Genomic DNA, 25,734 nt, shown 5'->3' with positions numbered 1-25,734 from the left:
TTGAAATACAACATAGAGACTAGAACCGTTGAAAAGACGCCTAGTCCTATGATGGCAATTTTCAAAACTAGGACGGCTGCCAAATGCACCTCCCTTAGCTTGGCAAATCAGCCAGAATCATACGCCTTATTTCGGTGGTTGCAATCCGCGCGAGTTAAGCAATCCCGTCAATGTGGCCGGCGATATCGGCTTCGCGGGCCTTGCCAGCCAGATTATCAGGTCCTTCCCTCGCGCCCGATGCCGGTGTCACACCTATGCTTCCGGTGGCTCTGACCTAGGCTGGTGCGAGAGCCGTTGTGCCTCCTCGTTCTGGACCTGCTCAAGCAAATCGAGGGTGGCGGCAAGGCCAGCGTAGGTTCGGGACACGTTTAAAAGCAGGTTGGCGACCCGCTTTGTCGTACCTTCAATGTTGGCGCGTGTTCGATAGTCAGCCGCGAGTTTGCGGCACTGTTCAGAGCTTTGCCGTGCTGCCGTGATCATCCACACCCGCCCACATGTCCCGAGCGCATGCTTACCGATTTGGATTTCTCAGTGCACGTCAAATCCGATTAAAGAACTACATACGAAGGTTTAGACGCTGCGATTGCAGCCGACCGAACAATGATTTCGGCGCGGGTGTCCGCATGGGCGAAGAGCTGAAATCCGAAGTGAATGAGCACCGAAGCGAAGGTCTGTTGCGGGTCACAGGCTGACTCCCGCACCGAGTTGCCCTAGGTCGGCTTATCCCCTCAAGGCAGACATAGCGGCCCTGTAAGCGAAGGTCGGCGACGGGCCAGAACTGGAAGTCTCGCATGTTCCCCAGTGCCATTTTCTGGGGAACACCCGCACGCGCATTCGGGCAAGTCCCGCCACTCGAAAGGTGACCAGCCTCAACGCGACGCGAACAGCCAATCGCATTGACCGATTTGCGCTATGGACAGTCTCCGACTGAGCACCGACACCGCTGCATGTAAACACCTTGCGGCGCAGCTACGGAACAACGTTACATCTGAGAGATTTCGCGGAACGAAACGGATCGTCGGTCTGTTCTCTGGCTTTGGGAGGTGCCAATGACTTCTCTTGCCACGGAAGGCGCGTGTGCGTTTGCTTGGCGGAACTACTTGCTCCTCCACAGCGGCATCAGCGAGAACGATAACAGGCGTTCCGCCCTTTATCGCTACGTCGCCAGCCTTCGTGATGCCGGCGAGGATGACTTCGATCTCTTGCAAGTAGCGGCAGTTGCTTACTTGAAAAAATTGGACGAACTGCACGACGACCGATGTGCGAGACTCGCTGCGGATCAAATTCTGGCCGAGTGTTTAGAATCACGCTGTGCACGACCCGACACTTAGCTTTAGGTCATATAACACTAGAGCGAAGGAGCCAATCGCACAGAAGACCCGCATCGCTAGCGCACACCCGTATCGCGCGCGACGTACAAGAGCGCATCACCGCAGCGACGGCAATCGGCATTGAATGCGCTGAAGCCGATTTATGCACTTCCAGGTCTCAATGGCTTGAGGATGTGGCCGATGTTGATTTGCGGTTTTGAGGCGCGCCGGCCATTTCGGCTCTGATTTGAGCGACCCGCGTAGCCTTCGCCGATCTCTCGAACGATGGCCCCGCTGTGAGTCGTCAATGTCGATAACGCCACGAGCAGAGTCGGATTAAAAGGGCCGCCAACTAAGTCCCTTTTTATCATGGGATATTGCGGGTGGCTGGGATGGAGGGTCATCCTGCACCCATGGAAAGCGATGAACGCCGCGCCCGCGACGAGGCCAAGGAAGCTGTTCGGAAGATGCGATTGGAGGCCGAACTACTTAGGTCCGCCATTGCTGAAACGCGAGAGCGGATGGAGGAAAGCCGCCAACTTCTTGCACGCGCCTCGCATATTCAAATGCCCGGTGGCGGAAGCACACTGACGAAGCGTTAATACGTCTGGCGGAGCTTCCGCTGTAGCTCGCGTTGATCGGCGGCATATTGCTCAGCGACAAGACGGGCTTCAGCGGTACGTCGGATTTCCTCAGCGCTTCGCGCGAGGTCTTGGCAACACCGCTCGTAAGGTCCGCCAGAAGCAATTCGTGCTCGACGGTGAAGCGGTCGTGCTTGGTGTCGATGGCGTCTCAGATTTCAACGCGCTTCACTCGCGCAGGCACGATCATGAGGTGCAGTACTGCGCGTTCGATATTCTCGCCGAAGGCGGTGAGGACCTGCGCGTGCTCCCTCTATCGATGCGGAAGGCGAACTTGGAGCGCCTGTTGGCACGCCGTCCTGAAGGCGTGTTCGTCAATCCGTTCGAGCGTGGCGAGCTTGGGCCTGATCTGTTTCGGGCCGCCTGCAACATGGGCCTCGAGGGACTGGTGGCAAAACGCCGCGACCGGCCTTATCAGGCCGGACGGAGCAAGTACTGGATCAAGGTGAAAAACCGTAGTCATCCGGCGATGGATCGGGGCGAGATGTTTTGACGCGTCGCAGCTCCTTAGCTACACCACCGTCTGCGCGGCGGATAGCGGGGCTCACAGATGGAATTGAACGACTTATTGAGAGACAAAGAGATTGACGCCCGCGAAGTCCTAGTGCTGCGACATCGGCCCACTGAGCCCGACCTGAACAAGGTCCTCCCGCTGCTCGCAGCAGACAAACCAGAGCTGTTCAATGCGTATCAGCAAACGCAAGGCGCGACGCTCGAAAAGAGCATGTCGAGCGCCAGCTATGTTGCGTCTTTCATCGGTCACGAGCCGGGCAAAGCATTGTATGTCGGCCTTTACAAGATCGGGAAAACGAAGCCACTCACCCTCGCCCAATACGTAAAGGTACCGGAGAAAATTGAACTGTTTAAGCTGGGCATGAAAGGCCCGAGTGGAACGCGGCCATCGTGTCTCTGGTTTGACCTCAAGTTGATGGACTTCTATTCGGAATGGAAGGGCAAGCTGATAGTGGATTGGCCTCCTCCTGAGCGGTCATGGTGGAGACGAGCGCATCAGAACATCATGCCCGTTCACGCAGTCTTGGAGGATAGCGCTCTAGACAGCGCAATGAAGCGTTGGGACGAGCTGGACTTCAGTTGGAGCCAATTGGCTGTTTTGCCGAAACGCTGGCAGGCCAAGCTCGCCGAATGGCGCGGCATCTACTACATCTTCGACACGTCCGCAGCAAAGGGTTACGTTGGGTCTGCGTATGGAGCGCAAAACCTGCTTGGCCGATGGCGCAACTATGCTGCATCGGGACACGGTGGAAATCGCCTGTTGAGGCAGCGTGATCCACGGCATTTCCGGTTTACCATTCTGGAATTAGTCGCCCCCAACATGGAGGCCGACGAAATCATACGGCTCGAAAGCAGCTGGAAGGAACGCCTGCACACTAGGCAGCCGCACGGGCTTAACGATAACTGAGCCGAATATACCCCCGAAGCAACACGTCACTTGGTAGATACGTCATTGCCCCGACGGTAAAGAGACCGAGGACGATGACGATAGTCATCAGCACGGTTCCAATCGGTACTAGTAGCGTCCACATGGGGTGACCTCCATGTCCGCCCCGCGAATAAACTCAGGTGGTCAGGTCGCGGTTCCCCGAAATCAAGGGCTGCGGTGGCTGCTGCCGGAGGCATCGGCTGAAGGTTGCCAACGTGGCGGTTGACCACGCGGAAGAGCGTTAGGACAACGGCTTGGTTGGTGGTGATCAAATAGAGATCGCAAGTGGAGAACACCGGCCGGCGGCCCTACTCGATCATTCGCTCCTTGCTCGCCCGCAGGCTGCGGAGGTAATAGCCTCGCGCGTGAACGGCTGATTTGATTTCGTCGCTGACCTTCAGAACTCTTTTCCTGCTCTTGCGCCACTTATGCGCAGAGTAAAGCACTGGTATAGCGGAGCCTGTACTTAGAACGAGGAAATCGCGCTTGTCATTGCGATAGACATCAAACATCGTTCGCCCCCGCTAATCATATTGAAGTAAGAATGAAATATGTTTCGTGGTCTCACTCGGTGAGCTTAGTACCGCGATTGGCTGAGCGGGTTGTAAATCTGCAACGCCCGGGAATTCTTCAGCGTGTTCCGGATTAGGAACGAACTGAAGCAGGCCCGGACCATCGCCAATTGGGTATGCTGCGCAGTTAGTTCAGCGACGAGAGGCTTCGCTTGAGCGAACTTCGGAATCGCCGTCAGCGTCGTCGTCCTTGCCATCATCCATCTTCCCCGCTGGGGATCTCGCCGCCGGCAAAGCATTGTCGGCCCAATACCGTAAGCCATTGCGGGCGCGGAACGTTGCCGCAGAATTGGCGCGCCCAGTCGCAGTCACCTCAGAGAAGTTCATTTTTGCACCCCGGTTTCCAAGCTTGATCGCTCAACAGGAGAGACGACGCCAGCAAGGTGTCCAATTCTTCGAACGAGGTGTTCGAGAAACACTGGAGAACCCGGAGCAAGGACGGTGCGGGTGATTAGCTTTCTCAGGTCAGCTTTTATGTAGAGCCCGGGGCTGTCGAAATTGTTCATTCCTAGACCGCTGTACTGATCAGAGCGCATGTCTGTGCCGTCAAGGTTGACGCACATTGGCCCACGGAAGCTCATTGTGGTCATCCTGATCTCACGCTCGGCCGCGAAACTATTTCCTTTTAGGAATGCTCTTTCCCCGGCTTGATTGGCTTCATAGTGGGACATGACATGGGAATTCAGATCGACATACTGGACACGTCCAAGCAAAGAAACGCGAGGGTCACAATAAACATACTGACTGAGAAGATCGATTGTTGAGACAACTGAAACACCTTCAGGGATGCCTGCATAGTCTCGCCACATCGCGGGTGATTCTTCTTCACTGCAGAACCAGCAGTTCGCTAGTGTTAGCTCGCGACCATCTTCCACGTTTCGACTGCTTGAATTTGTGATTTGCTCTGTGAAGCCGGGATTGTTCTTGATGATATCCCATTGAAGAAATTGCTCAGTCATTTCCTTTGCGGCAACAACTGGCATCGCGCCCTCGTCGGCATCCATCGATAGCAGGGTTTTAAGCTTCGGAAACCAAAGAGCACTGTAGATCATCATAGAGACGTATTTGGGAAAAGTCAGGTATCTCCAAACGTGAAGCTTCAGATCTGCTTGCGACAAATGACGCAGTTCAAAATGAGCCACGGAACACCTTCCATTGCGAATCAAAGCAACTCACGATGACACAATGCCAATCAGAGGCAGGGAAACTAGAGCCGTTTCTCGCCATTATTCAAAGAGCTGCTGTAGCTCGCGCGGGCCGCATGCCTACTGCCTCGTCGCCCGCGCCTCCACGATCTCAGTATGTAGCAAATGCGATGGGGCTCGCGGCTGTTACGACGACGGCATCGACGCATTGCGATCCCCTGGCCCGAACACCAATCGGCGCACGGGCATTTCAGCGGTTAGGCGCTGCAGCAAGCCATGAGTGTCAATGCCTCTGAGCTTGATCCCACTAAGCATCGTCTGCAGATACATGATCCAGACGGCGACAGCATTTTCGGTCTCCGCAATCACATGGTTTGTGCCAATTAGTGCGGGCTGCGCCGACGTTCTCGCAATGTAAATGAACTTGCCCGGAACAACGATGTAGTCGATTGCCACATCGAGCTTCAACATGTCCAAAAGCGTGTCCAGCGCAATCTTATTGTCGAAAGCGAAGACACCGAACAGCGGGACGTTATAGGACTCTCCGATTTTCATGCCCGGCCCCGCCTCGACTCGGACGTAGGGCAGCAGTTGCGCTGCATTCGTAATTTTTACAGCGCGTTTCATGGAACGGTATTTCTCAATTTTTCGAACGCAATCCTTCAACTCAGCAATGGTTAGAGTCGATTTGCATTCAATTGCTCCGAAACACGATTCGAAGGGAGCTAAAATCTTGCCCGACCCATCGCTGAAGATCGGCGAGAAGACGGAGTCGTAAATGATGAGATCGACCTCGCCGGAGTTGGCTCCCGCAGAGTCGAACATTTCTCCCTTGGAAAAACCGAAATTAGAGGGCATAACTTTGCGAAGATATTCGCTGACCGCGCTTTCTCGCGAGTCGCCCGCATTTCCGCGATGCTCAAATACAGTGTCGTACTGCGCAACCAGAGAGCCGCTGAACTTCATCAAGGCCTCGGCAAACTTGTCCATTATTTTTTTCCAGTTCTTGCGCTCATCGCTGTATCGGCACGGCGCGTTTCGCGTCGGAGGATGCTTATCAGCTCACCGGGCGCGCAGATTTCAAATGCATGCTTAGTCTCGGCATCCAGCAGGCCTCGGTCGGTCGCAGCGAAAGCGAGCACGGCGAACGATTGACGAAAGGTGGCGAGAAACATTGCCATGCGGTCACCCTCTGCGAGCCGCCACTGATATTCGAACTGATCCGGGACCTCGAACTTTCCTTGGCGCAACGTGGTCGGTGGCAACAGGTGCTCAAAAACGCTCTGGGGAAACGTACCATCGAGGCGGTCAACATTTGAAAACCACCGCGCAACGACGCCACCAGACTTCGGCAAAACTTTTTTTGTTAGTTCGTAGTAAAGGGAGAATCCGATCTTGAACGCGAAGGTCTGCATGTGAGACGAGACCAGCGGCCCATCGGTACGAAGCAAGCCACCATTTTGCTTTCGCCATCCTGCAGCCGTTTGCAGTTCGCGAGGGATGTGCATTTCCTGCAGCAGTCCAGGAATGTTGTTATTGACGGCCGAAAAGATGCTCTTCATCTCCGCACGGCCCGCGTCCGTTCCTGAATCCGGCATGGAACGGCCGAGCATAGCTGCAACGAGATCAGCGTGCTTAGTGCCGCCGTTGCAGGGCTCGCAACTCCCGAATTCAAGTCCTTTTGGACGTTGGCGCTGCGCGAACATGATGATCGGCGGAACGTGGTCAACAGTCGTCGCAGGTAGGTCGCCGCCGCAGTAGATGCACCACGGACAGCCGTCCAGTACGGCGGCGTGCGCGCGGCGCTTCCGATTGCTCTCGCCCATCGACAAAAAGACCCCTTGGCGACTCATAGGAGATCGTAGCGCGACCGTTGCGCCCGCCGCCAGACTTCACCGCCATCCACAGGGCTTGATAGACATTCATACAATTTTCTCGCTGCCGGACCGTCCCCGGATCGCGACACAAATGTGGACACAACGGCCGGACTGTATTGATTTTCTTACGCTTTTTCCTCCTTCGCTCTCCCTGCGCAGTGGCTTTACGGCTTATGTCGTGCTCTCCCCGGGGAGCGATGCACTATTGCCCCCGTCGCCTTGCGGATGGCTGATGCGTGTGCCCGGTTGGGCAACCCACATCACCGCAACGCTTGACGCACAGACCCCGGGCGTCAGGACCACACGATTTTGCCGTACGCCGATCACACCGGTCGTGTGCGCGAGGCCTTCGCTCACGGTTGCCCGCCCTGCGAAGCCGATCGCGCCGATGTGACTAACGTCCACCGCCGTCCGGCCCGCGTTCGTGACGATCGCGATACGCCCCTCTTCCTTGGGCCGGGTTGAGAAATTCCTAACAAAAATCCGAATTCTATAAAGAGAAATATTTTGTCGCCGTTGCGTTGACCCCGGACTTGGGTGTTTCGCTCGAAATGACGCAAGGGATTGTGGCCGAGCGGTCAATCCGGTGCCGTCGGCACCGGCGTATTCTCAGCGACCGCCTTGGCCGGCGCGGCCGTCGTGAAATTGCGGCCGCCATTGGCCAGGTTGCGGCGAAGCGATGGCGGCGCCGCCTGCAGGGCAAAGATGATCGCGATCTGGGTCCGGTTCTGAAGGCGGTATTTGCGCATGATATTGCCGATATGCGCCCGCACCGTGTTCTCCGAGATCTTGAGCTCGTACGCGATGTTCTTGTTCTGCATTCCGCGTGCGATCAGCATCATCAGGTCCCGCTCGCGTGGCGTTGGTGTGATCGAATGTTTCGGATCTGGACTCATAACTGCTCCTCCGTGGCCATTGGTCGATGCGAACACTCCAGCATGTTCTCACTCCGTCTTGAGTGCCTCGATCGGGCTGAGCTTGGATGCCTTGCGGGCGGGATAAAAACCAAAGATCAGGCCGGTCGCGATCGAGAAGGCGAGGGCAAGGCCGATCGCCTGACCGTCGATCGAGGTGATCCATCCTGCCATGCGAGCGACCGTCATCGAGAGCGTGACGCCGGCACCGACGCCGATCGCGCCGCCGAGCAGGCAGAGCACGAGGGCCTCGCAGAGAAACTGAAGACGGATGTCCCGCATCCGCCCGCCAAGCGCGCGGCGGATTCCGATCTCGCGTGTCCGCTCGGTGACCGAAACGATCATGACATTCATGATGCTGATGCCGCCAACGAGCAGCGAGACCGAGGCGATAGCGACGAGCAGGAGCGCGACGGTGCGGATCGCTCCCTGCTGCGCTTCCATGGCGGCGGCCGGATCCTGAACCTTGAAGTCGTCCTCCTGCCCAGCGGGAATACGGTGGCGCTGCCGCAGCAGGTTTTCGATCTCCGTTCGCGCGCCCGCCATCTGTCCGTCGGCGGCCACCTTGGCGATAATATAGGCGACCGAATCCCGGTTGATGTTGCTTGCGCTGCCGAGGAAGCGCAGCCTGGCCGTGGTGAGCGGCACGAAGGCGACGTCGTCCTGCGCCGGTCCCTTGCGATCGAGAACGCCGACCACTTCGAGCGGCACCTTCATGATCCTGATCTGTGCGCCGATCGGGTCCTCGCCGGGCGCGAACAGCTCATGCGCCACCGTGCTGCCGAGGATCACGACCTTGCCGGCTGCTGCCTCCTCGCTGCCGGAAAAATAGCGGCCGGTCGCAAGCTGCCAGTCGCGCACCATGAAGTGCCCGGTCGTCGTCCCGTTGATGGTCGTGTTCCAGTTCTTGCTCTCGTGAATGACCTGGGCCGTTCCTGCAATCGAACCGGCCGCTGCCTGGATCTCGGGGATCTGCTCGAGGATCGCCTGCACGTCGCTCTCGGTCATGGTCAGCTTGCTGCCATCCTTGAGACGCACGCCGCCCCGGTAGACCGCGCCGGGGTTGATCATCAGCACGTTGGCGCCGATTGACCGGATCTGCTCCTGTAGGCGAAGCTGCGCGCCGGATCCGATCGCAAACACCGTCACGATCGAGGCGACGCCGATCACGATGCCGAGCATGGTGAGGATGCTGCGCAACGGATTCAGGCGCAAGGCGTGCAAAGCGATTTGAAAGCCCTGGAGCATCGTCATGGCGCAGCGTTCCGTTTCGGCAGGATCGGGACCAGCGTTTCGTCAGCGACGAGCTCGCCGTCGTGCAGGCGGATCGTGCGCCGGCACTGGGTCGCGATGCCGGGGTCATGCGTGATCATCACGATGGTCTGGCCGGACCGGTTCAGCGCGGCGAACAGGGCCAGTATCTCGGCGCCGGTACGGCTGTCGAGCGCGCCGGTCGGCTCGTCGGCGAGCACGATCAGCGGGGAGGCGATCAGGGCGCGCGCGATCGCGACGCGCTGCTGCTCACCGCCCGAGAGCTGTCGCGGGAAGTGGTGGGCCCGGTGCACCATGCCGACGGCCTCCAGGCTCTGCTCGGCGCGGGCCAGGCGTTCCTTGCGGCTGATGCCGCAATAGACCAGCGGCAGCGCGACGTTCTCAATCGCATTGTGGCGAGCGAGCAGATTGTAGGACTGGAATACGAAGCCGATGCTGCGGGCGCGCAGGGACGACCGGTGGTCTTCTGAGAGATCGGCGACGTCGGCTCCCTCGAGATAGAGCGCGCCCTCGCTCGGCAGGTCGAGCAGCCCGATCATGTTCATCAGCGTCGATTTTCCGGAGCCCGAGGGTCCCATCACGGCGACGATCTCGCCTCGTTCGATGTCGAAGCTGACATTGCGCACCGCAGTCACCGCTACTCCGTCGGCGCGATAGGTCCTGGAGACCGACTGCAGGCTGATGAGGGGCGGGAGGGCCGTCATGATCCGAACCTGATGCCGAGAAATTCCATGCCGGCCGGCCGGATGGCCTGACCCACGGCGACCTGGCTGCCCTCGACGAGGTCTCCGCTCCTGAGTGCGACCTGTTCGGTGCCGGCCGCGCCGACGGTCACCGGAATACGCCGGAGTGAGCCGCTGGCGGTGCGCGCCCACACGGCGCTGCGCGCCGCGGCGTCCGGCCGCGTGCCCGAGGGCTGGAAGCGCAATGCAGCAAGCGGCACTTTCAGCACGTCGTCCTGCCGCTCGATCACGATCTTTACCAGGGCGGTCATGCCGGGCAGCAACGCGCCGTCGAGATTGGAGGTGGCCAGGACGACGGTGTAGGTCACGACGTGCTGCTGGTTCTGCGGTGCCTTGCGCACCTGCCGCACCACCGCCTCGAAGCGACGGTCCGGGTAGGCATCCACCGTGAAATGCGCGCGCTGGTCGGGGGCGATGCGCCCGATATCGGCTTCGTCGACCTGCGCGTGGATTTCCATGTCCTCCAGTCGATGCGCGACCACAAACGTGGTGCGCGATTCCAGTCCGACCGCGAGGGTCTGGCCCTCGTTGACGAACCTGCCGACGACGACGCCATCGATCGGCGAGCGGATCACGGTGCGGTCGAGATCGGCCTGGGCCGCAGCGAGAACGGCCGCCTTTTCCGGCACGGCCATGCGTGCCTGCTGCAATTCCGCCTCGATCCGGCGGACGTCGGCCTGCGCCCCATCCACCGCATAGGAGTTGAGGGACATCAGAACCTCGGCCTCGCGTTCCTGGGCCAGACGTGCGGTGAACTCCGTCTGCGCGTCGTCGACCGTCGTCGTGGCCACCACGTTTTGCGACTGGAGCGCTTGCTTCCGCTGCAAGGTCTTTTGCGCCGAGCTCTTGACCGCCTGGGCGCTCTCGAGCTTGGCAGCGAGCACGTCCCGGCTACCCCTTGCGTTTTGCAGATCGATCCTGGTGCGATCGAGCTTAGCCCGTGCGACGTCGACCAGAGAATTGGCAACGGCCAGAGAGGCCCGGGCTTCGTCGACCTTGGCCGCAAAGCTGCGCGGATCGATCAGGGCGAGCGGCTGATCCTTGCTGACCGTGTCGTTGAAATCGACATAGACCCGGGCGAGCTGCCCGGACAGCTGGGAACCCACCTCGATCGTCTTGACCGGCTGCAGGGCTCCGGTGACGGTGATGGTCTGCTCGATGCTGCCGCGCTGGATTGAGGCAAAGCGGAATACGGGGGCGTCCGATCCGAAGCTCCGTGCTTCCAGCCCCACGGGTCTGAGCAGCCGTTGGCTCGATGCGTAGGCGAGGGCCGCCTTCTGCGCCGCGGCCCCGGCCGCGTCGGTGATGACGGCCGGCCCCGCGGCGTAGACCGCGGCGAGGCCACATGCAGTTCCGAGCAAAGCAATAACTGGCACAAATCGCATATCAAAAACCCGCCTCTTGAAATGGCATCGTTGGCGGCAAAGGCAGAGATCGCGCTATGGTTGTAAACGCGCTATGGTTGTAAATCTTGAAAAACGCAGGCGATCGTCAGTGTGTCGCCGCTGCCGGGGCGACGGTCGGGTGCGCTTGATGATCCAGAAGTAAAGTCCGCGGGTGCTATTTTTCACGACTTGCCCGAAATGCATACGGAGCGTATCGATATGACGCGCGCGGTATCGAACTCGACAAGCTGACTGAACGTCTCGTCTGCTCTGGCCGAAGCGGCCAGCGCCCGGCGTTCAAGTCGGTACGTGGGTGGCGACGCCATGACGCACTCGGCGATACCGAAGTTCCCACGCCAGATCGTCGCGTTTCCGGTCGTTGCATTCCCAATCGCAGCATTGCCGATATCGCGCCTCGCCATGATGCCGCAGGTCGCGAGGGCGCATCCCCGCAATCACGAAACCCGATGTGTGAACACCTTCACTCGTCTTGAACGGGTGTTGGGCCTAAGACGTCGAAGCGGCGGATCGGAGCGACTCGCTCGATCCCCGCGAATTCATCCAAGCACCTTGATCTCGCTTGCAAGAAGAATGGATGGCTCGTTGCTTGTTCATCGAGCCCCAATCCGGGGAGCCCGTTTCCATGAGTTCAGGTCAAGCCACAGTTTATGTCATTGACGACGAGATCCAGATTCGAACCGCGATAGGAAGTCTCTGCGAGGAGACCGGGCATCAGGTGAAATTGTTTGCGTCGACCGACGAGTTTCTCGGGGAGACTATTTCCGGCGGGCCTTCATGCCTTGTGCTCGACGTCCGCTTTCCCGGCACGGCGCCGACCGGCCTCGAGCTTCAGCGCCGGCTCGCCGAGACGGGCGTGCTTATCCCGATCGTCTTCATCAGCGGCCATTCCGACGTCCGCGTCTCGGTCGAGGCCATGAAGCGCGGCGCAGTCGAGTTTCTTCCAAAACCCTTTCGCGAACAGGAGATCCTCGACGCGATCAGGCACGGCATCGAGCGCGACCGCAGGCGGCTCGAACGCGAAGATAGCGTGCGCGAAGCGCGCCAGCGCGTCCAGACGCTGACGGCGAGGGAGCGGGAGATCATGCTGTTGATGGCGGCGCGTGTCATCCAGATCGGTGGCACGGGAACGGTCGATGCGACGATCATCCAGAACGGCACGCGAAATTATGTCGATGTGATCCAGGTGGGTGGCACCACCAATTTGGCGATCGGTCAGTCGGGTGTGAGCAACATCGCCGATATCACTCAGGTCGGCAATTCCACCAATGTCCTCCTGCTCCAGATCGGCGATATGAACACGGGAACGGTGCGACAATTCGGGCGCTTCAACTGGTTGTCGATATTTCAGTTCAGCCGGTGATCAGAAGGTGAGGTGCAATATGAGGTTCATCGTACTTGCAGCAGGAATGAGCATCATGATGGCAATGGCAGCGGGGCCGGCCGGAGCCGGCGAGTCAGGTGACGGCCACACCACAATGGTTCAGGACGAGAATGGCACGTCCGTCATTACCCAGAGCGGCGATCCGGCGCAGGCCGAGGTCAAGATCGAGAAGGAGCCTGGGCGTACCACGGTCTATCGCCGCAGCGGCGGCAACACCGCCATCGTGACGCAGAGCACCCGAAATGCGCAGGACATGCTGGACTGGCTGCGCAAGCAGCAGGGCCGCTGACGCACGAAGGCCCATCGTCCGCGTTGGACGATGGGCCTCATCGTGAGCGGGCGTTACCAGCTGCGATAGACGCCGGTCAGGGTGCCGTTGTTGTTGCCCTCCGGGCCGACATCGCCCTGCGTCGAGCTCGGCGCCGGATGGTTGGTGCCGTTGAGCGCACCGTAGGGTCTGGCCACATCGGGATAGTACGCGCGTGGCTGAACCGGTTGGTAAGCGGGGGCGGTGCGATCCCAATCCGCGCGGGATCCGTTCCAATCATAGCCCTGGGCCGAGGCGGCCGTCGTGCCCGCGACGAGGGAAGCCGTGATCAGGCAGAGGAGTTTCGATTTGTTCTGCATTGGAGATGCTCCTTGCTGGTGTCGGGAGCCAACGACCGCAGTGCGGGAGCGTTCCGGGTGTTGTCGGCCGAAGCGATCAACTCCGATCAACTGGTTATGAAGTCCGTTTCCCGGGAACACGAGCGACATCAGCCGGAATCCCGGGCGTCTTGCCGCAGCTTGTTCCCTGTTCATCCCGTGCCTTAACCAATAATTAATTATACGTTTGCGGGTGGGCGACAGCCCGGCCTAGCGTGCGGTGGGGAGCCGCTATTCGCGAAGCCAAACGAGTTGGTGCGTATCATGATGTCGAGATCATTTGGGGCGTTGCTCGCCTCGCTCAGCGCAGCCGCGCTGCTCCTTGCCCCCAGCGCCGGTTTTGCCAGGCCCGGCGGCACCGTCGCACATGCCGCCACGCCTTCCGGTCCGGCGGCGCGTCCGCCCATTGCGCCGGGCGCCAGGTTCCGTGGCCGCAACACGCCTTGGGTGTACTGGCCGGGCGGCGGCGGGTTCTACTATGACAATGCAGGCTACGGCCAGCCTTTCGCCGAGACCCCACAACCCGTCTCCAACGACGTGCGCTACACCTATACGTACGACGTTCCCTGGGATTGGACGCATCGCTTCCCGCCGAACGTGGTGCCGTCCGACCGGCCCTACGTGCCGAGCTGTCCGACGGAGCAGGTGACTGTGCCCGGCCGCGGCGGCGGCGAGCACACCGTCAACATCATGCGCTGCTACTGAGCTAGCCCAGCTCGAAACTGGTCACGCCGAAGACGCGGTCGGTCCGCAGCGGCGCGATCGGCCCCGTGTACATCCGCGCCGTCTCGAACACCGGCTTCAGCCCGAGTGATTCCACAAGCGCAATCGCCTCGCGATTGACGGCGGGGACGTCGAGGAAGATCTCGCCGCCGTTTGCGCTTTCCAGCAAGGCCTGCACGATCGCTTCCGCCGCCGCGCGGTCGTCGGCGACGAGCGGGCCGATCTTGCGGCCGATCCGGCACGGCCGGATCACGCCCCATGCAGCGAGCTTGCCGTCGCGCAGCAGCGCGCGCCCGACATGTCCTGATGTGCCGATCCAGGCACGCAGGAAGGCACTGCGCGGAGCCGGAAAAACCGTTGCATCGTCGGCTTCAACGAGCGCGAGCGGGATCGTGTCGAGCGCAACGACATCGGCGGGCGGCCTCGATGGCGCGGCGACGAAGCCGCCATAGCGGACATTGGCGTGAGCAAGCTGGAAGCCGGACTTTCTGTAATTGTCCTGCTGTGCCACGACGCCGTCGAGGCCGATCACGCGAGCGCCCGCATGCGCGATCGCCGCGTTCCACATGCGCAGGCCGTGGCCTCTGTCGCGAAAACCCGATCGCACGATGTAGAAGCCGAGAAACGCGAAGCGATCGTCGTAGTTGACGCAGGAGACGGTCGCGACCGGCTCGCCGTCGATCTCGCCGACGAAGAAGCCCTTCGCGTCCGGGATCGCGAAACAGGCGGCGTCGGAGAGGCCCGGATTCCAGCCCTCGGCCGCGGCCCAGTCGACGGCGATGGCGATCTCCTCGGGGCGCAAATTGCGGATCTCCAAATCGCTCATCTTTCAAGTCGCCTTCGACGGTGGACCTTCCGGCCGGTCCGGCGGTAGAAGGCCTCATGATAGGCCGGGCCCACGGCTCGCCTCCACGATATCACAAAGGATGATCGCTCATGGCAGCAGAGATGGCAGCAGAGAAGGTCGCACTCGTGACCGCCGGCGGCAGCGGCATGGGGGCAGGGGCTGCGCGCCGGCTCGCAGCCGACGGCTTTCGCATCGCCATCCTGTCTTCTTCCGGCAAGGGCGAGGCGCTGGCAGCCGAGCTCGGTGGGTTAGGGATCACCGGTTCCAACAAGTCGAACGACGATCTGAAGCGGCTTGTGGACGGGGCGCTTGCCCGATGGGGACGCATCGACGTGCTCGTCAACAGCGCGGGCCATGGGCCCCGGGCGGCGATCACCGAGATCACCGACGAGCAGTGGCACACCGGCCTCGACACCTATCTGCTCAACGTGATCCGTCCGACCCGGCTGGTGATGCCGATCATGCAGACGCAGAAGGGCGGCGCCATCATCAACATCTCGACCGCCTGGGCGTTCGAGCCGAGCGCGATGTTTCCGACCTCTGCGGTGTTCCGCGCTGGCCTCGCCGCCTTCACGAAGATCTTCACCGACACCCATGCCGCCGACAACATCCGGATGAACAATGTGCTGCCGGGCTGGATCGACAGCCTGCCGCAGCTGGATGCACGCCGCGACAGCGTGCCGATGCGGCGCTACGGCAAGGTCGAGGAGATCGCCGCGACGATCTCGTTCCTGGCGTCCGACGGCGCGGCCTATATCACGGGACAGAACATCCGCGTCGACGGCGGACTGACGCGTTCGGTCTGAGACGCGGAGCGTCGGATCGCGCGCGGGTTGTCGCGATGCGACAGTGGTGTGCGTCGCGCGTCACGGAGGAGGGATGACGCGTGGCCCTCCAGTCACACCCGTCACGCGTTCGCGTGCCGCACGGCTCACGCTACGTCACAGTCCCTATGAACTTCGCCGCAGCCCAAGACGGCGAGGGACCGGCAGCCTATGCCCAATCTGCGCCGGACAACTTCCGCCCGCGCATTCGAAACGCGAGATCAATCGCGCGGGGCAAGGAGACTGGAATGAAGAAGTTTTTGCTGGCGGTTGCCGCGGTTGTTTTGGGCTCCGCATCCGTGCAGGCGGCCGACCTCGCGGCGCACTACACCAAGGCGCCGATGATGGCGACGGCCTACAGCTGGACCGGCTTTTACGTCGGCGGCAATGTCGGCGGGCAATGGGGCAGCGCCGATCCGGCCACCTCGACCGCGTTCGATCCTGCCGGCTATTTCGCGGACACCAGTGTTACCGCGATTGCTGCAGTCGGCGCCCAGCGTGTCAACAGCTCCAGCGTCACCGGCGGTCTTACCGCCGGCTATAACTGGCAACTCAACAACGCCGTGCTCGGCCTGGAAGGCGATATCAACTATTTCGGCTTGAAGGGCAGTGCATCCGGCTCGGCGCTCTATCCCTGCTGCGCCCCGACCGGCTTCACCGTGTCCTCGCAGGTCTCGGCCGACTGGCTCGCCACCATCCGCGGCCGCATCGGCTTCCTCGCGGCTCCGACCTGGCTGCTCTACGCCACCGGCGGTGCGGCGATCGCCGAGGTGAAGGGCAATTTCAACTTCGTGGACACGTTCGCTGCGGCGACGGAGTCGGCCGCGTTCCGCGACACACGCCTCGGCTGGACCGCAGGTGTCGGCACCGAATATGCCTTCGGCGGCGGCTGGTCGCTCAAGGCGGAATATCTCTACGTCGACCTCGGACGCAGCACCGTGACCAGCACCAATCTGCTTGGCGGCGCGTTTCCGACCAACGTCTTCACCCACTCGGTCGATCTCAAATCGAACATCGTGCGCGTCGGCGTGAACTATAAGTTCGGCGGACCCGTCGTTGCCAGGTACTGAGCATTCCCGTTCCGACCTGGCGTGGAAAGCCCCGGCTTAGCCGGGGCTTTCCGTTTTTCGCTAGGCGGATTCAGTGCGATGCCACCAGATGCGCCAATGCTGGCAGGATCCTGTAGCGCGCGATCTCGTGCGGATATTCGCCCCGATTGGCGAGCAGGACGATCCCGATCCGCTGCGCCGGCACCAGGCCGATATAGCCAGAGGCGTTGTTGAGCCCACCCGGCTTGTCGACGACGGTGACGCCCGGCAGACGCACCGTCTCCCAGGCCATTCCCTGCCCAAACTTGTCGTCGACGCGGAAAATCTCGTGCTGCGTCATCCGCAGGGCCTCGCGCAAGTGAGGCTCGGTCGACCGCCCATCGACGCAGGCCGCAACGAATGCGGCGAGATCCCGCGGCGAAGAAAACATCTGGCCGGTGCCGGGGAAATCAAAATAACTCTGCTGGTTGCCGATGGGGCCGATTGCCATGCCCTGATCCGAGTAGCCCTGGACCGCGAGCTGCATCCAGGCGTCGTCCATGACGGCACGGCTGTCCTCGCCGCGTTCGGGCACGGAGGTCGCATTCATGCCGATCGGCTTGAGGATGTGTTGTTCAAACAGGGTTGCGATCGGAGCGCCGTAACAGCGCTCGAGCACGAGTTGAAGCAGCACGTAGCCGGCGTGGCTGTAGACGCGCTGCTTGCCGGGCACTTCGCCGGCTTGCGGTCTCCAGCTGTTGAACATGTCGATGAGCTGCGCGCGGGAAAACGCGTCGCTCGGCCACGGCGGATGATCGGTCGGCAGCAGCATGCCTGAGGTGTGCGTGACGAGTTCGCCGACAGTGATGCGGCGAACATAGTCGCCGGTGAGCTCCGGGAGATATTTCGCCAGACGATCGTCGAGCCGCAGTTCGCCGCGGAGGGTGCCGAGCGCAACCAGCGTCGCCTCAAACGGCTTGCGTAGGGAACCGAGATTGAACAGCGTGTCCGGCGTGACCGGCCTTCGCGTGGCGCTGTCGGCAAAGCCGTAATTGAAGAACTCGACATGGCTGCCGGCATAAAGTGCAGCGGCGAGACCGCCCGGCTGGTCCGGCGTCGCGGTCGGCGTCAGTTCGTTCGCAACGATGTCGCGCATCTGCGCGATCATGTCGGAATCCGCGGCGGCCCCGCGCGGCCATGCAAGCGCAACGGGAACGAGCGCGGCCCGGGCGAGCGCCCGTCGGGTGAGATACGATGAGGTGACAACAGACGACACGGCTCTGGCGCAAGATTCGATGCGCCCCCAGTCTCTTGTAGTGGGAAGGGCCGATCCTCCCTATTCACGATTGCGCGTGGTGGGTTCCGCGCGAATGGTCCGTAGCCCGGATGGAGCGAAGCGCAACCCGGAAAGTGCCGCAGCCGAGCGAGCGGCCCCGATTACGCTTCCCTTCATCCAGGCTACCAGTCGGCAAAATTAACTTAGCTAATTGGCTAACAATTGTTGACGCGAGATCATGGCAGCCCTATAGTTAGCCCCATGGCTAACCAACTATCCCGGCTCGATCAGGTTTTCGCGGCCCTTGCCGATCCCACCCGGCGGGCGATCGTGATGCGGCTCTGCGCCGGCGAGGCGTCGGTCGGCGAACTCGCCGATCCCTTCGCGATGGCGCTGCCGAGCTTCATGAAGCACATCCATGTGCTGGAGACGAGCGGTCTCGTCCTGTCGGAGAAATCCGGCCGCGTGCGCACCTGCCGCCTCAGTCCTGACGCGCTCCTCACTGCGGAGGACTGGTTCCAGCACCAGCGTGCGATCTGGGAGGCGCGGCTCGATCGCTTCGAAACCTATGTAATGAAGCTGAAGAAAGAGCGGGCGGCTGCCAAACGGGCGACCAAGACAAGTAACAAGCCGATCGACAAGACAACCAGACGGAAAGGTTCCTGACGATGACGAATTCTGCCAATCCCGCTCTGTCGCATTGGTCGCTCGACCGTGAGATCGTGATGTCGCGCGTGATCGACGCGCCGCGCGATCTGGTGTTCGAAGCGTGGTCCGACCCGAAGCATCTGCCGCAATGGTTCGGCCCGAAGGGCTTCAAGCTCGAGACCTTCGAGATCGACGTGCGGGTCGGCGGCGTCTGGCGCTTCAACATGATCGGCCCGGACGGCACGGTCTACCCGAACCGCATGCGCTTTCGCCGCATCGAACGGCCGTCGCTGATGGAGATGGATCACGGTACCGACCAGGACGAGGATCCCGGAATGTTCCGTTTCACCGTCACCTTCGCCGAGCAGAGCAACGGCAAGACGGTTCTGATGATGCGGCAGCTGGCGTCGAGCGCGGCGCAACGCGACGGCATGATCAACTTCGGTGCCGTCGAATACGGCTACCAGACACTCGACAAGCTCGCGGCCTATGTGAGTGGGATGAAGAGGTAGGGCGAGCAGCCACTTCCTCTCTCATGCGGAGGAGGCCGCGGAGCGGCCGCCTCGAAGCACGAGGACCATTGGTGAAGCCTTCATTCTTCAAGGCGCGCGCCCCTCGGGATGAGGGGCGCTTCATTCCTTCGCGTCGTCCGTGACGATGTCGCCGAGTTTCTGCCAGCGCTGGCCGTCGAACTGCACCATCTGGAACTGCTTGTTGACGCGGTAGTCCGTCGGCGTCGTCGTCACCGAGATGCCCGGCAGCGTCAGGTCGAGTGCGATGTTGTTCAGGCTGGCGGCCTGGCGCATCACGTTCTCGCGCGTGAGATCGTCGCCGCATTGCTTCAGCACCTGCACCAGCAGCTGCGCGGTGATATAGCCGTAGACGTTCAGGTTCGAATCCTTGTCGCCCTCCGGGTAGTACTTGGCCATGAAGGCGAGATATCGCTTCATGCCGGGATCGTCCTTCCATTCGGGATCGGCTGAATCCTTGACATAACCGACGCTGACGACGCCCTTGGCGTTGTCGAGTCCGGCAGGTTTCAGCACCGCGCTGACCGAGGAGGCGTTGATGTCGATGATGTGCAGCGGCTTCCAGCCGATCTCGGCCACCTTCTTGATCGCCTGCGCGGCCTGTTTCGGCGTGGTGGCGCTGAACAGCACATCGGCACCGGCATCCTTCAACCGCAGGATCTGCGAGTCGATGGTCGGCTCGGTGATCTCGTAGGACGTCTCGGCGACGATCATCTTCGCTTTGTCACCGAGACCTGCCTTGAAGCCGGCGAGGTAATCCTTGCCGAGATCGTCGTTCTGATAGAGCACGCCGATCCTGGCGTTCGGATGGTTCTTCAGAAGATATTGCGCGTAGATCCGGCCCTCGACGAGGTAGGACGGATTGAAGCCCATGGTCCAGGGGAAGTTCTTCGGATCGGTGAAACGCGCCGCGCCCGTTGCCGCGAAGAGCTGCGGGACCTTCTTGGCGTTGAGATATTTTTGCACGGCGACATTGGGCGCCGTGCCAATGATCTGGAAGGTCAGCAGCACCTCGTCGCTTTCGACAAGCTTGCGGGTCTGCTCAACCGTCTTCGGAGGCGAATAGGCATCGTCATACTGGATCAGATTGACCTTGCGGCCGTTGACGCCGCCCTGGTCGTTGATCATCTTCATGTAGGCGGCCTGGGTCTTGCCGATGACGGCATAGGCCGAGGCCGGCCCGCTGAGCGGGACGGTCTGGCCGACCTTGATCTCGGTGTCGGATGCGCCGGGATCGTATTTCTTCTGGGCCTGTGCCGCCGGGATCGATAGCGCGAGAAGGATCGCGACTGCCGCGACACGTTTGAGAAGTACGTTTTTCATTTCCATTCCCTGTTCGTGACTGTCACTCGCCCTTGAGGCCGGCCTCGCGGATCAGCCCGGTCCACTTTCTTGTTTCGTTGTCGATGAACTGGCCGAATTCGGCCGCGGTGCCCGCGCGCACTTCGAGGCCCTGGGCCGTCAGCTTGTCCTTGATCGCCGGCTCGGCCAGCGCGCGCAAGACTTCGGCCTGCAGCTTGTCGACGATCGCCCGCGGCGTCGTCGAAGGCGCCATGAAGCCGTACCAGCCGGCCGCGGCCACGTTGGGAAAACCCTGCTCGCGCAGGGTCGGCGCTTGCGGATAGAGCGCGCTGCGTTCGGCCGAGGCGACGCCGAGCACGATGAACTTTCCGCTCTGGATGTAGGGCAGTGCGGTCGGCAGCGCCGTCAGCGTGGCATCGACGCGGCCGGCGAGCAGTTCGGTGTAGGACGCGGCATCGCCACGGAAGGGAATGTTGAGACCCTTGACGCCGGCATCCCTGAACAGGAGTTCGCCGGCAAGATGCGGCTGCGAGCCGGCGCCGGGCGAGGCGAAGGTCAGGCCATCCGGCTTCGATTTGCCGTAGGCGATCAATTCGGGAAGCGTCTTGAACGGCGCATCCGCGCTGATGATCAGGAACAGCGGCGCAATCACAGCCATCGCGACGGGCTGCAGATCCTTGCGCTCATAGGTCAGCTTGCCGAACAGCGCTTCGGCGGTCGCGTAGGGCGCCGCGACATAGAGGAGGGTATAGCCGTCGCCCGGCGCATGCGCGACCGTGTCGTTGGCGATGCGGGTGCCGGCGCCCGGCTTGTTCTCGACGATGAACTGCTGGTGCAGGTTGCGGCCGAACTCTTCGGCCAGCAGCCGCAGCGAGATGTCGTTGGAGCCGCCGGGCCCGTAAGGCGAGATCAGCCGCACCTTACGCGACGGCCAGGCGTCCTCAGCGCGTGCGGCGAATGGAAGCCCGGATATCGAAAGAGCGAGGGTGCCCAAAATGTTCGCCGTGTGATGGTCATGGTGGCCTCCCGATGGCGGAGCGCCGATTGTCTTGTTCATCGCCTGGCGCTCTTCTTGTTCTGCTTTTGTGTTTCGGTCGCCGGCGCCGCCCCAATCATGGTGCGGATGCTGTCGGCAAGAGCGGCAATGCGCGGGCCGATCTCGCCCTCCAGCTGGCCGGGCTGGAGCCGGAATGCGGGGATGCCGCAATTGATCGAAAAGGACTGCTTCGCCTCACGCGCATGAAACAGCGGCGCGGCGACGGCATGGATCGAGGCGATGTACTCGCCGAAGCAGGTGCAGAAGCCGCTGCTGATGCATTGTGCGAGGCCGGCGCGGTATGTCTCGCGGAAGGCCGACCACAGCTCGGTATCCTCGCTTGCAATGCGCTCTTCGAGCAGCGCGGCATCGGCCTGCGGCAAGGTCGCCGCCGCGGCACGGCCCATCGCCGTCATCACCACGGAAATGGGCATGCCGATGTCGGGGACGTGCGGGCCGACGTCGCCGGAGCGCGCAGTCTCGACATAGATCATGGAGGTCGCATCGAGCAGGCCGATCGAGACCGTGCCGCGCACGCTTTGCGCGAGCTCCTGCATCATGGGCCGCGCGACCTGGCGGAACTGCATGTCGGCGAGCAGCGGATGCGCCATGCGAAGGGCGCGCGCGCCGACGCGATATTTGGCGCGTTCGGAATCGTAGCGGAGGTAGCCGAGCTCGGCGAGCGTATGCGTCAGCCGCGCCACCGTTGGACGCGGAATCCCGGTCAGCGTCGACAGCTCCATGTTGCCGAGCTGCGTCGCTCCCGCCTTGAACGCTTCGAGCACCACGAGACCCTTTGCCAGCGTCGTTGCGAACGCGGCGTCGTCGATGCTGTCCGCCAGCACGGCGGCAGCGGACGAGGAGGCGCGGATCGGTTTGGACGCGGTTTTGGCCATCGAGGATTAATGAACCCGGTCGGGTCGGTTGTCCAATATATTTCATAAAATAGGATTTTGTGTCCACTATCTGGACACACGGCGGCGTTGCCCGTGCGGATAAAATGTGCGCGACGAGCTCCGCCGCACACAGATTCTCGTCGTGATTCCGTGGGTTGTTGTGACAGGATTATTACGACTGAATGTCATATCGATTACAGCGGAGCGATTCATGTTGCAGTGGCAGGCGCGGACAAATCCCCTCGCGTGGTGGTGGGGGTCCCTGACGCTGGTCAGTGCTGCCAACATTCTCGCCTGGTTCATGCTGTACCGCGCGTTCTATCCCACGTCCGCCGGCAGCATCAGTGGCGGCTCCGACATCGGACTGATGTTCCTGCTCTGCGCCGGCTATGTCTTCGGCTGCGCCTTCCGCTCGTTCCTGCCGCGCGCCGACGTGCAGCGCATCTGTCTGTTCGACACCTGGCTCTCCAGCGTCTTCGTCGGCCGCACGGTCGCGACCGTGGCCGAACTGTGCTTCGCGGCGCAATGGGCGGTCATCTTGCATCAACTCGGGACCATGACGGGCGCCGAGACGGTTGTGAACATCGCGTGGGTGATCGTGCCCATCATCATCATCGCGGAGTGCTTCTCCTGGTATGCGGTGGTGACGACAAACTTCCTTTTCAACGCGATCGAGAACTCGCTGTGGGCGGTGACATTCTTCCTCGCGGGCATCGCGCTGTGCCGGCTGATGCCGGAATTCCAGGGGCCGGTGCGCTGGGCGCTGATTGCCGGCATCGTCGGCATCGCCTGCTTCCTGGCCTTCCTCGTCACCGTCGACGTGCCGATGTATCTCAGCCGCTGGCGGGCAGGGTATGAAGAGGGCAACCGGTTGCTCGGCTTCCTCGAAGGCCTGCATGACGTCTCGACGCGCTGGGTCGTGACCCACGACATCGCGCACTGGAAGGGCGAGCTGACCTGGATGTTCCTGTATTTCACCGCCGCCGTGTGGTCGAGCCTTGCGCTTTGTGCGCTCTACGCGATGGAAGGCTATCTCACGCGCTATCTGGCTTGAGCAATCAGGCCTCGCCGAGATCGACCTCCGTCAAGATGCCCTGGCGCAGCGCCAGCCGGACCAGCTCGATGTCGGATCCGACGCCGAGCTTGTCCTTGATCAGGGAATGCAGGTTCGCCACCGTCTTCGGGCTGACATGGAGCGTCTCGGCGATCTCCTCTGTCGTATTCTCGGCGAGCAGCAGCCGCAGCACTTCGAATTCGCGCGGCGTGAGGACGTCGGCGGCAGAGCTTTCCCCAGCCAGCCGGCTCAGCGCGAGCTCATGGTCGATGTCGGGGCTGATTGCGATCTTGCCGGCGAGCACGTCCATCACGGCGCGCACCAGCGTCTCCGGCGGACTGGTCTTGGTGACGTAGCCCCTGGCGCCGGCGCGGATCGCCTGCACGGCAAAGCCGGCATTCTCGTGCATGGTGAAGACGAGGATCCTCGCGCCCTTGTCCCACTGCCTGATGCGCCTGACCGCCTCGATGCCGCCGATGCCGGGCATGCTCAGATCCATGATGACGAGGTCGGGCGCCTCCGATTTGTAGAGACGATAGGCCTCGGCGCCGTCGGCGGCTTCGGCGATGACGCGAAGTCCCGGCTGCTTCTGGAGCACGGAGCGATAGCCCTCGCGGACGACGGAATGGTCGTCGACCAGCAGAATGGTCGCGCCGGCCGCGCTCATGCGGCGTGCTCCAGCGGCGGCCGATCGGCGGCTGCGAGCGGAATGACGACGCGCAGTGCGGAGCCGCCGTTCGGCTTGGCCTCGAAGCTCAATTGGCCGCGCAAGGCCGCGACGCGCTCGCGCATGCCGAGCAGGCCCATTCCGGATTTCGCGACGGGATCGGTCGCGCGTCCGTCATCGTCGATCGCAAGCGCGATCTCGCTCGCCCCCATCGTCAATTCCAGGCTGACCCGCGTGGCGACGGCATGCTTGGCGGCATTGGTGAGCGCCTCCTGCACGATCCGGTAGAGGCTGGCGCTGATCGTGGCCGGCAGGGTCTCGAATGCGCCGTCGAACCGGATCGAGAAGCGCGTCTCGCCGCGGCTGCGCCCGTTCCAGCCCGCGACCAGGCCTTCGAGGCTGGCGACGATCCCGAGCTCCTCGACATCCGGCGGCCGCAGCCGGAACAGTGTGCCGCGCAACGTCTCCATCATGCCGGTTGCGGTCCGCGCGATGCCGTCGCATTCGCCAAGCAAGGAAGGGCAGTCCTGCGCGGCGGTCTGGCGGGCGGAGGAGGCGAGCGCCCGGATGGCGGCGAGCGACTGGCCGAACTCGTCATGCAGCTCGCGCGCGAGATGGCGGCGCTCCTCGTCCTGGAGCGCGATCAGCTTCCGCGTCAGCTCGCTGCGTTCGGCAAGTGCGGTCTCGAGGCTTTCGGCGAGATGGTTGAAGCCGTCGCGGATCGCGGAGAGCTCGGCAAGGTCGAACGGCGGCAGCCGCGTGGTGAGGTCGTTGGCGGCAATCCGCTCCAGGCCGGTGCGGATCATGCGGGTGGGGCGCAGCGCGCGTGCCAGCGCGGCGTAGACCAGGGCGCAGAGCAGCGGCAGCGCGATCGCCAGCGCCAGCATCAGGCGGCCGGCCTCGTGCCAGGCCTCCGCCGTCTGCACGGCCGGCTCGACCGAGACCACGGCGTCGCCAAGCTTCGCCCCGCGCACGATCACAGGCCGTGCCGCTTCGCGGCCGGGGTCGAACAGGCTGCGATAGAAGGCCGTGAAGGCTTGCGGCGGCGGGTTTGCCGGGGCGGGCGCGCCGCTGCAGAAGCGCTGGAGGATGTCGCCGCTCGTGCCGCGGAATGCCAGGCACAGGCCGGGCGTCATCACATAGGCCGAAACGGGGTCGAGGTTGGGAAAGTCCGAGCGCGGGCTGGCGACCCACTGGATCTTGCCCTGCTGTAGCTCCAGCGTCTTGGCGACGATGGCGGCGATGTCGTCGAGGCGCGCATGCGCCGCGCGGTCGGCCGTAATCAGGAAATAGGCGGAGATAACGGCGAAGCAGGCGGCCGATATCGCGGCCACGCGCAACGTCAGACGGACTTTGAGATCGAACCTCGGGCGGTTCCACATCGGCGGGCACCTGGTGCGAACGGGTTGTCGCGCCCGCATTAAACGGCAGAACGCCGCTAGGCGCCAGTGCGGTGCACCGTCGTGAAATTTTCCCGATCATCGCCGGGACCGGCGCTGCTGCGAGCCCTGATTACGCCGTCCAGATTGTGCGCCGCTCCGTCATACGAGGCACAT

Annotated in this window: 26 protein-coding genes and 2 pseudogenes; 12 read left to right on the top strand and 16 right to left on the bottom strand. The window is 62.1% G+C overall.

Annotated elements, in window-relative coordinates:
* Window positions 1-1,049 precede the first annotated feature (1,049 nt).
* The 4 genes and pseudogenes from IVB32_RS00650 (at window position 1,050) to IVB32_RS00635 (ending at window position 3,371) form a co-directional block, all read left to right on the top strand.
* Window positions 1,050-1,331 (top strand): hypothetical protein, encoded by a 282-nt coding sequence (locus IVB32_RS00650; protein WP_247409521.1) that lies wholly within the window; start codon window positions 1,050-1,052, stop codon window positions 1,329-1,331.
* A gap of 392 nt (window positions 1,332-1,723) precedes the next feature.
* The gene (locus tag IVB32_RS00645; protein WP_247409519.1) at window positions 1,724-1,912 is read left to right on the top strand and encodes a hypothetical protein; all 189 of its coding nucleotides are present in this window, start codon (window positions 1,724-1,726) and stop codon (window positions 1,910-1,912) included.
* A 121-nt stretch (window positions 1,913-2,033) separates the two neighbouring features.
* Window positions 2,034-2,444: pseudogene (locus IVB32_RS00640) on the top strand (DNA ligase); the annotation flags it as partial.
* Window positions 2,445-2,501: 57 nt separating this feature from the next.
* Entirely contained in the window at window positions 2,502-3,371 is an 870-nt protein-coding gene (locus tag IVB32_RS00635) for a GIY-YIG nuclease family protein (RefSeq protein ID WP_247409517.1), read from the top strand.
* Window positions 3,372-3,700: 329 nt separating this feature from the next.
* On the opposite strand, the gene IVB32_RS00630 is transcribed toward IVB32_RS00635, so the two are convergent.
* The 8 genes from IVB32_RS00630 to IVB32_RS00595 form a co-directional block, all read right to left on the bottom strand.
* On the bottom strand, window positions 3,701-3,904 hold the full coding sequence (locus IVB32_RS00630; protein ID WP_247409515.1) for a hypothetical protein: 204 nt from the start codon (window positions 3,902-3,904) through the stop codon (window positions 3,701-3,703).
* A 383-nt stretch (window positions 3,905-4,287) separates the two neighbouring features.
* The gene (locus IVB32_RS00625; protein WP_247409513.1) at window positions 4,288-5,106 is read right to left on the bottom strand and encodes a hypothetical protein; all 819 of its coding nucleotides are present in this window, start codon (window positions 5,104-5,106) and stop codon (window positions 4,288-4,290) included.
* A 189-nt stretch (window positions 5,107-5,295) separates the two neighbouring features.
* Window positions 5,296-6,099: a DUF6602 domain-containing protein gene (locus tag IVB32_RS00620; RefSeq protein WP_247409511.1), complete on the bottom strand. Its 804-nt coding sequence runs from the start codon at window positions 6,097-6,099 to the stop codon at window positions 5,296-5,298.
* Window positions 6,099-6,935, bottom strand: a complete 837-nt coding sequence (locus IVB32_RS00615) for a hypothetical protein (protein WP_247409509.1) — start codon at window positions 6,933-6,935, stop codon at window positions 6,099-6,101. Before IVB32_RS00615 ends, IVB32_RS00620 begins: the two co-directional genes overlap by 1 nt.
* 629 nt (window positions 6,936-7,564) lie before the next feature.
* Entirely contained in the window at window positions 7,565-7,882 is a 318-nt protein-coding gene (locus IVB32_RS00610; RefSeq protein WP_247371806.1) for a LuxR C-terminal-related transcriptional regulator, read from the bottom strand.
* A 48-nt stretch (window positions 7,883-7,930) separates the two neighbouring features.
* On the bottom strand, window positions 7,931-9,154 hold the full coding sequence (locus IVB32_RS00605; protein ID WP_247409507.1) for an ABC transporter permease: 1,224 nt from the start codon (window positions 9,152-9,154) through the stop codon (window positions 7,931-7,933).
* Window positions 9,151-9,876: an ABC transporter ATP-binding protein gene (locus tag IVB32_RS00600; protein ID WP_204511439.1), complete on the bottom strand. Its 726-nt coding sequence runs from the start codon at window positions 9,874-9,876 to the stop codon at window positions 9,151-9,153. The genes IVB32_RS00605 and IVB32_RS00600 overlap by 4 nt, the downstream gene beginning before the upstream one ends.
* Window positions 9,873-11,300, bottom strand: coding sequence for an efflux RND transporter periplasmic adaptor subunit (locus tag IVB32_RS00595; RefSeq protein WP_085351325.1), 1,428 nt, complete (start codon window positions 11,298-11,300; stop codon window positions 9,873-9,875). The genes IVB32_RS00600 and IVB32_RS00595 overlap by 4 nt, the downstream gene beginning before the upstream one ends.
* 643 nt (window positions 11,301-11,943) lie before the next feature.
* On the opposite strand from IVB32_RS00595, the gene IVB32_RS00590 reads away from it, so the two are divergent.
* Window positions 11,944-12,681, top strand: coding sequence for a response regulator (locus IVB32_RS00590; protein ID WP_247409505.1), 738 nt, complete (start codon window positions 11,944-11,946; stop codon window positions 12,679-12,681).
* Window positions 12,682-12,700: 19 nt separating this feature from the next.
* On the top strand, window positions 12,701-12,991 hold the full coding sequence (locus IVB32_RS00585) for a hypothetical protein (protein ID WP_247371822.1): 291 nt from the start codon (window positions 12,701-12,703) through the stop codon (window positions 12,989-12,991).
* 53 nt (window positions 12,992-13,044) lie between these two features.
* Here the strand turns inward: IVB32_RS00585 and IVB32_RS00580 are convergent, their stop codons facing one another.
* Window positions 13,045-13,329: a hypothetical protein gene (locus IVB32_RS00580; protein ID WP_247371825.1), complete on the bottom strand. Its 285-nt coding sequence runs from the start codon at window positions 13,327-13,329 to the stop codon at window positions 13,045-13,047.
* Window positions 13,330-13,611: 282 nt separating this feature from the next.
* Here IVB32_RS00580 and IVB32_RS00575 point away from each other — a divergent pair, with 282 nt between their 5' ends.
* Complete coding sequence (locus IVB32_RS00575) at window positions 13,612-14,052, top strand: hypothetical protein (protein ID WP_247371828.1); 441 nt, start codon at window positions 13,612-13,614, stop codon at window positions 14,050-14,052.
* Between the two features lies 1 nt (window position 14,053).
* Here IVB32_RS00575 and IVB32_RS00570 read toward each other — a convergent pair whose 3' ends face one another.
* Window positions 14,054-14,896, bottom strand: a complete 843-nt coding sequence (locus IVB32_RS00570; RefSeq protein WP_085351329.1) for a GNAT family N-acetyltransferase — start codon at window positions 14,894-14,896, stop codon at window positions 14,054-14,056.
* A 122-nt stretch (window positions 14,897-15,018) separates the two neighbouring features.
* Between IVB32_RS00570 and IVB32_RS00565 the strand changes: the two genes are divergently transcribed.
* Together IVB32_RS00565 and IVB32_RS00560 are read left to right on the top strand one after the other, a co-directional pair.
* The gene (locus IVB32_RS00565) at window positions 15,019-15,723 is read left to right on the top strand and encodes an SDR family oxidoreductase (RefSeq protein WP_085384467.1); all 705 of its coding nucleotides are present in this window, start codon (window positions 15,019-15,021) and stop codon (window positions 15,721-15,723) included.
* A 266-nt stretch (window positions 15,724-15,989) separates the two neighbouring features.
* Entirely contained in the window at window positions 15,990-16,811 is an 822-nt protein-coding gene (locus IVB32_RS00560) for an outer membrane protein (RefSeq protein WP_018455254.1), read from the top strand.
* 70 nt (window positions 16,812-16,881) lie between these two features.
* Here IVB32_RS00560 and IVB32_RS00555 read toward each other — a convergent pair whose 3' ends face one another.
* Complete coding sequence (locus IVB32_RS00555) at window positions 16,882-17,937, bottom strand: serine hydrolase (protein WP_018455253.1); 1,056 nt, start codon at window positions 17,935-17,937, stop codon at window positions 16,882-16,884.
* A 369-nt stretch (window positions 17,938-18,306) separates the two neighbouring features.
* On the opposite strand from IVB32_RS00555, the gene IVB32_RS00550 reads away from it, so the two are divergent.
* Together IVB32_RS00550 and IVB32_RS00545 are read left to right on the top strand one after the other, a co-directional pair.
* Window positions 18,307-18,711 (top strand): metalloregulator ArsR/SmtB family transcription factor, encoded by a 405-nt coding sequence (locus IVB32_RS00550; RefSeq protein WP_094183458.1) that lies wholly within the window; start codon window positions 18,307-18,309, stop codon window positions 18,709-18,711.
* A 2-nt stretch (window positions 18,712-18,713) separates the two neighbouring features.
* Window positions 18,714-19,205 (top strand): SRPBCC family protein, encoded by a 492-nt coding sequence (locus IVB32_RS00545; RefSeq protein ID WP_247371835.1) that lies wholly within the window; start codon window positions 18,714-18,716, stop codon window positions 19,203-19,205.
* A 120-nt stretch (window positions 19,206-19,325) separates the two neighbouring features.
* Here the strand turns inward: IVB32_RS00545 and IVB32_RS00540 are convergent, their stop codons facing one another.
* The 3 genes and pseudogenes from IVB32_RS00540 to IVB32_RS00530 all read right to left on the bottom strand — a co-directional run bounded on the left by IVB32_RS00540 (window position 19,326) and on the right by IVB32_RS00530 (window position 22,457).
* Window positions 19,326-20,546, bottom strand: coding sequence for an ABC transporter substrate-binding protein (locus IVB32_RS00540; RefSeq protein ID WP_162496376.1), 1,221 nt, complete (start codon window positions 20,544-20,546; stop codon window positions 19,326-19,328).
* A 22-nt stretch (window positions 20,547-20,568) separates the two neighbouring features.
* A pseudogene (locus IVB32_RS00535) lies at window positions 20,569-21,542 on the bottom strand (tripartite tricarboxylate transporter substrate binding protein).
* 36 nt (window positions 21,543-21,578) lie between these two features.
* Complete coding sequence (locus IVB32_RS00530; RefSeq protein WP_247371839.1) at window positions 21,579-22,457, bottom strand: IclR family transcriptional regulator; 879 nt, start codon at window positions 22,455-22,457, stop codon at window positions 21,579-21,581.
* 211 nt (window positions 22,458-22,668) lie between these two features.
* Here IVB32_RS00530 and IVB32_RS00525 point away from each other — a divergent pair, with 211 nt between their 5' ends.
* Entirely contained in the window at window positions 22,669-23,511 is an 843-nt protein-coding gene (locus IVB32_RS00525) for a hypothetical protein (protein WP_018455247.1), read from the top strand.
* Window positions 23,512-23,515: 4 nt separating this feature from the next.
* Here the strand turns inward: IVB32_RS00525 and IVB32_RS00520 are convergent, their stop codons facing one another.
* Both IVB32_RS00520 and IVB32_RS00515 read right to left on the bottom strand, forming a co-directional pair.
* Window positions 23,516-24,178: a response regulator transcription factor gene (locus IVB32_RS00520; protein ID WP_018455246.1), complete on the bottom strand. Its 663-nt coding sequence runs from the start codon at window positions 24,176-24,178 to the stop codon at window positions 23,516-23,518.
* Entirely contained in the window at window positions 24,175-25,560 is a 1,386-nt protein-coding gene (locus IVB32_RS00515; RefSeq protein WP_247371842.1) for a HAMP domain-containing sensor histidine kinase, read from the bottom strand. The genes IVB32_RS00520 and IVB32_RS00515 overlap by 4 nt, the downstream gene beginning before the upstream one ends.
* Between the last annotated feature and the right edge of the window lie 174 nt (window positions 25,561-25,734).

Source organism: Bradyrhizobium sp. 23, assembly GCF_023073295.1.
Taxonomy (GTDB): domain Bacteria; phylum Pseudomonadota; class Alphaproteobacteria; order Rhizobiales; family Xanthobacteraceae; genus Bradyrhizobium; species Bradyrhizobium canariense_D.
This window is presented reverse-complemented; position numbering and strand designations above follow the sequence as displayed.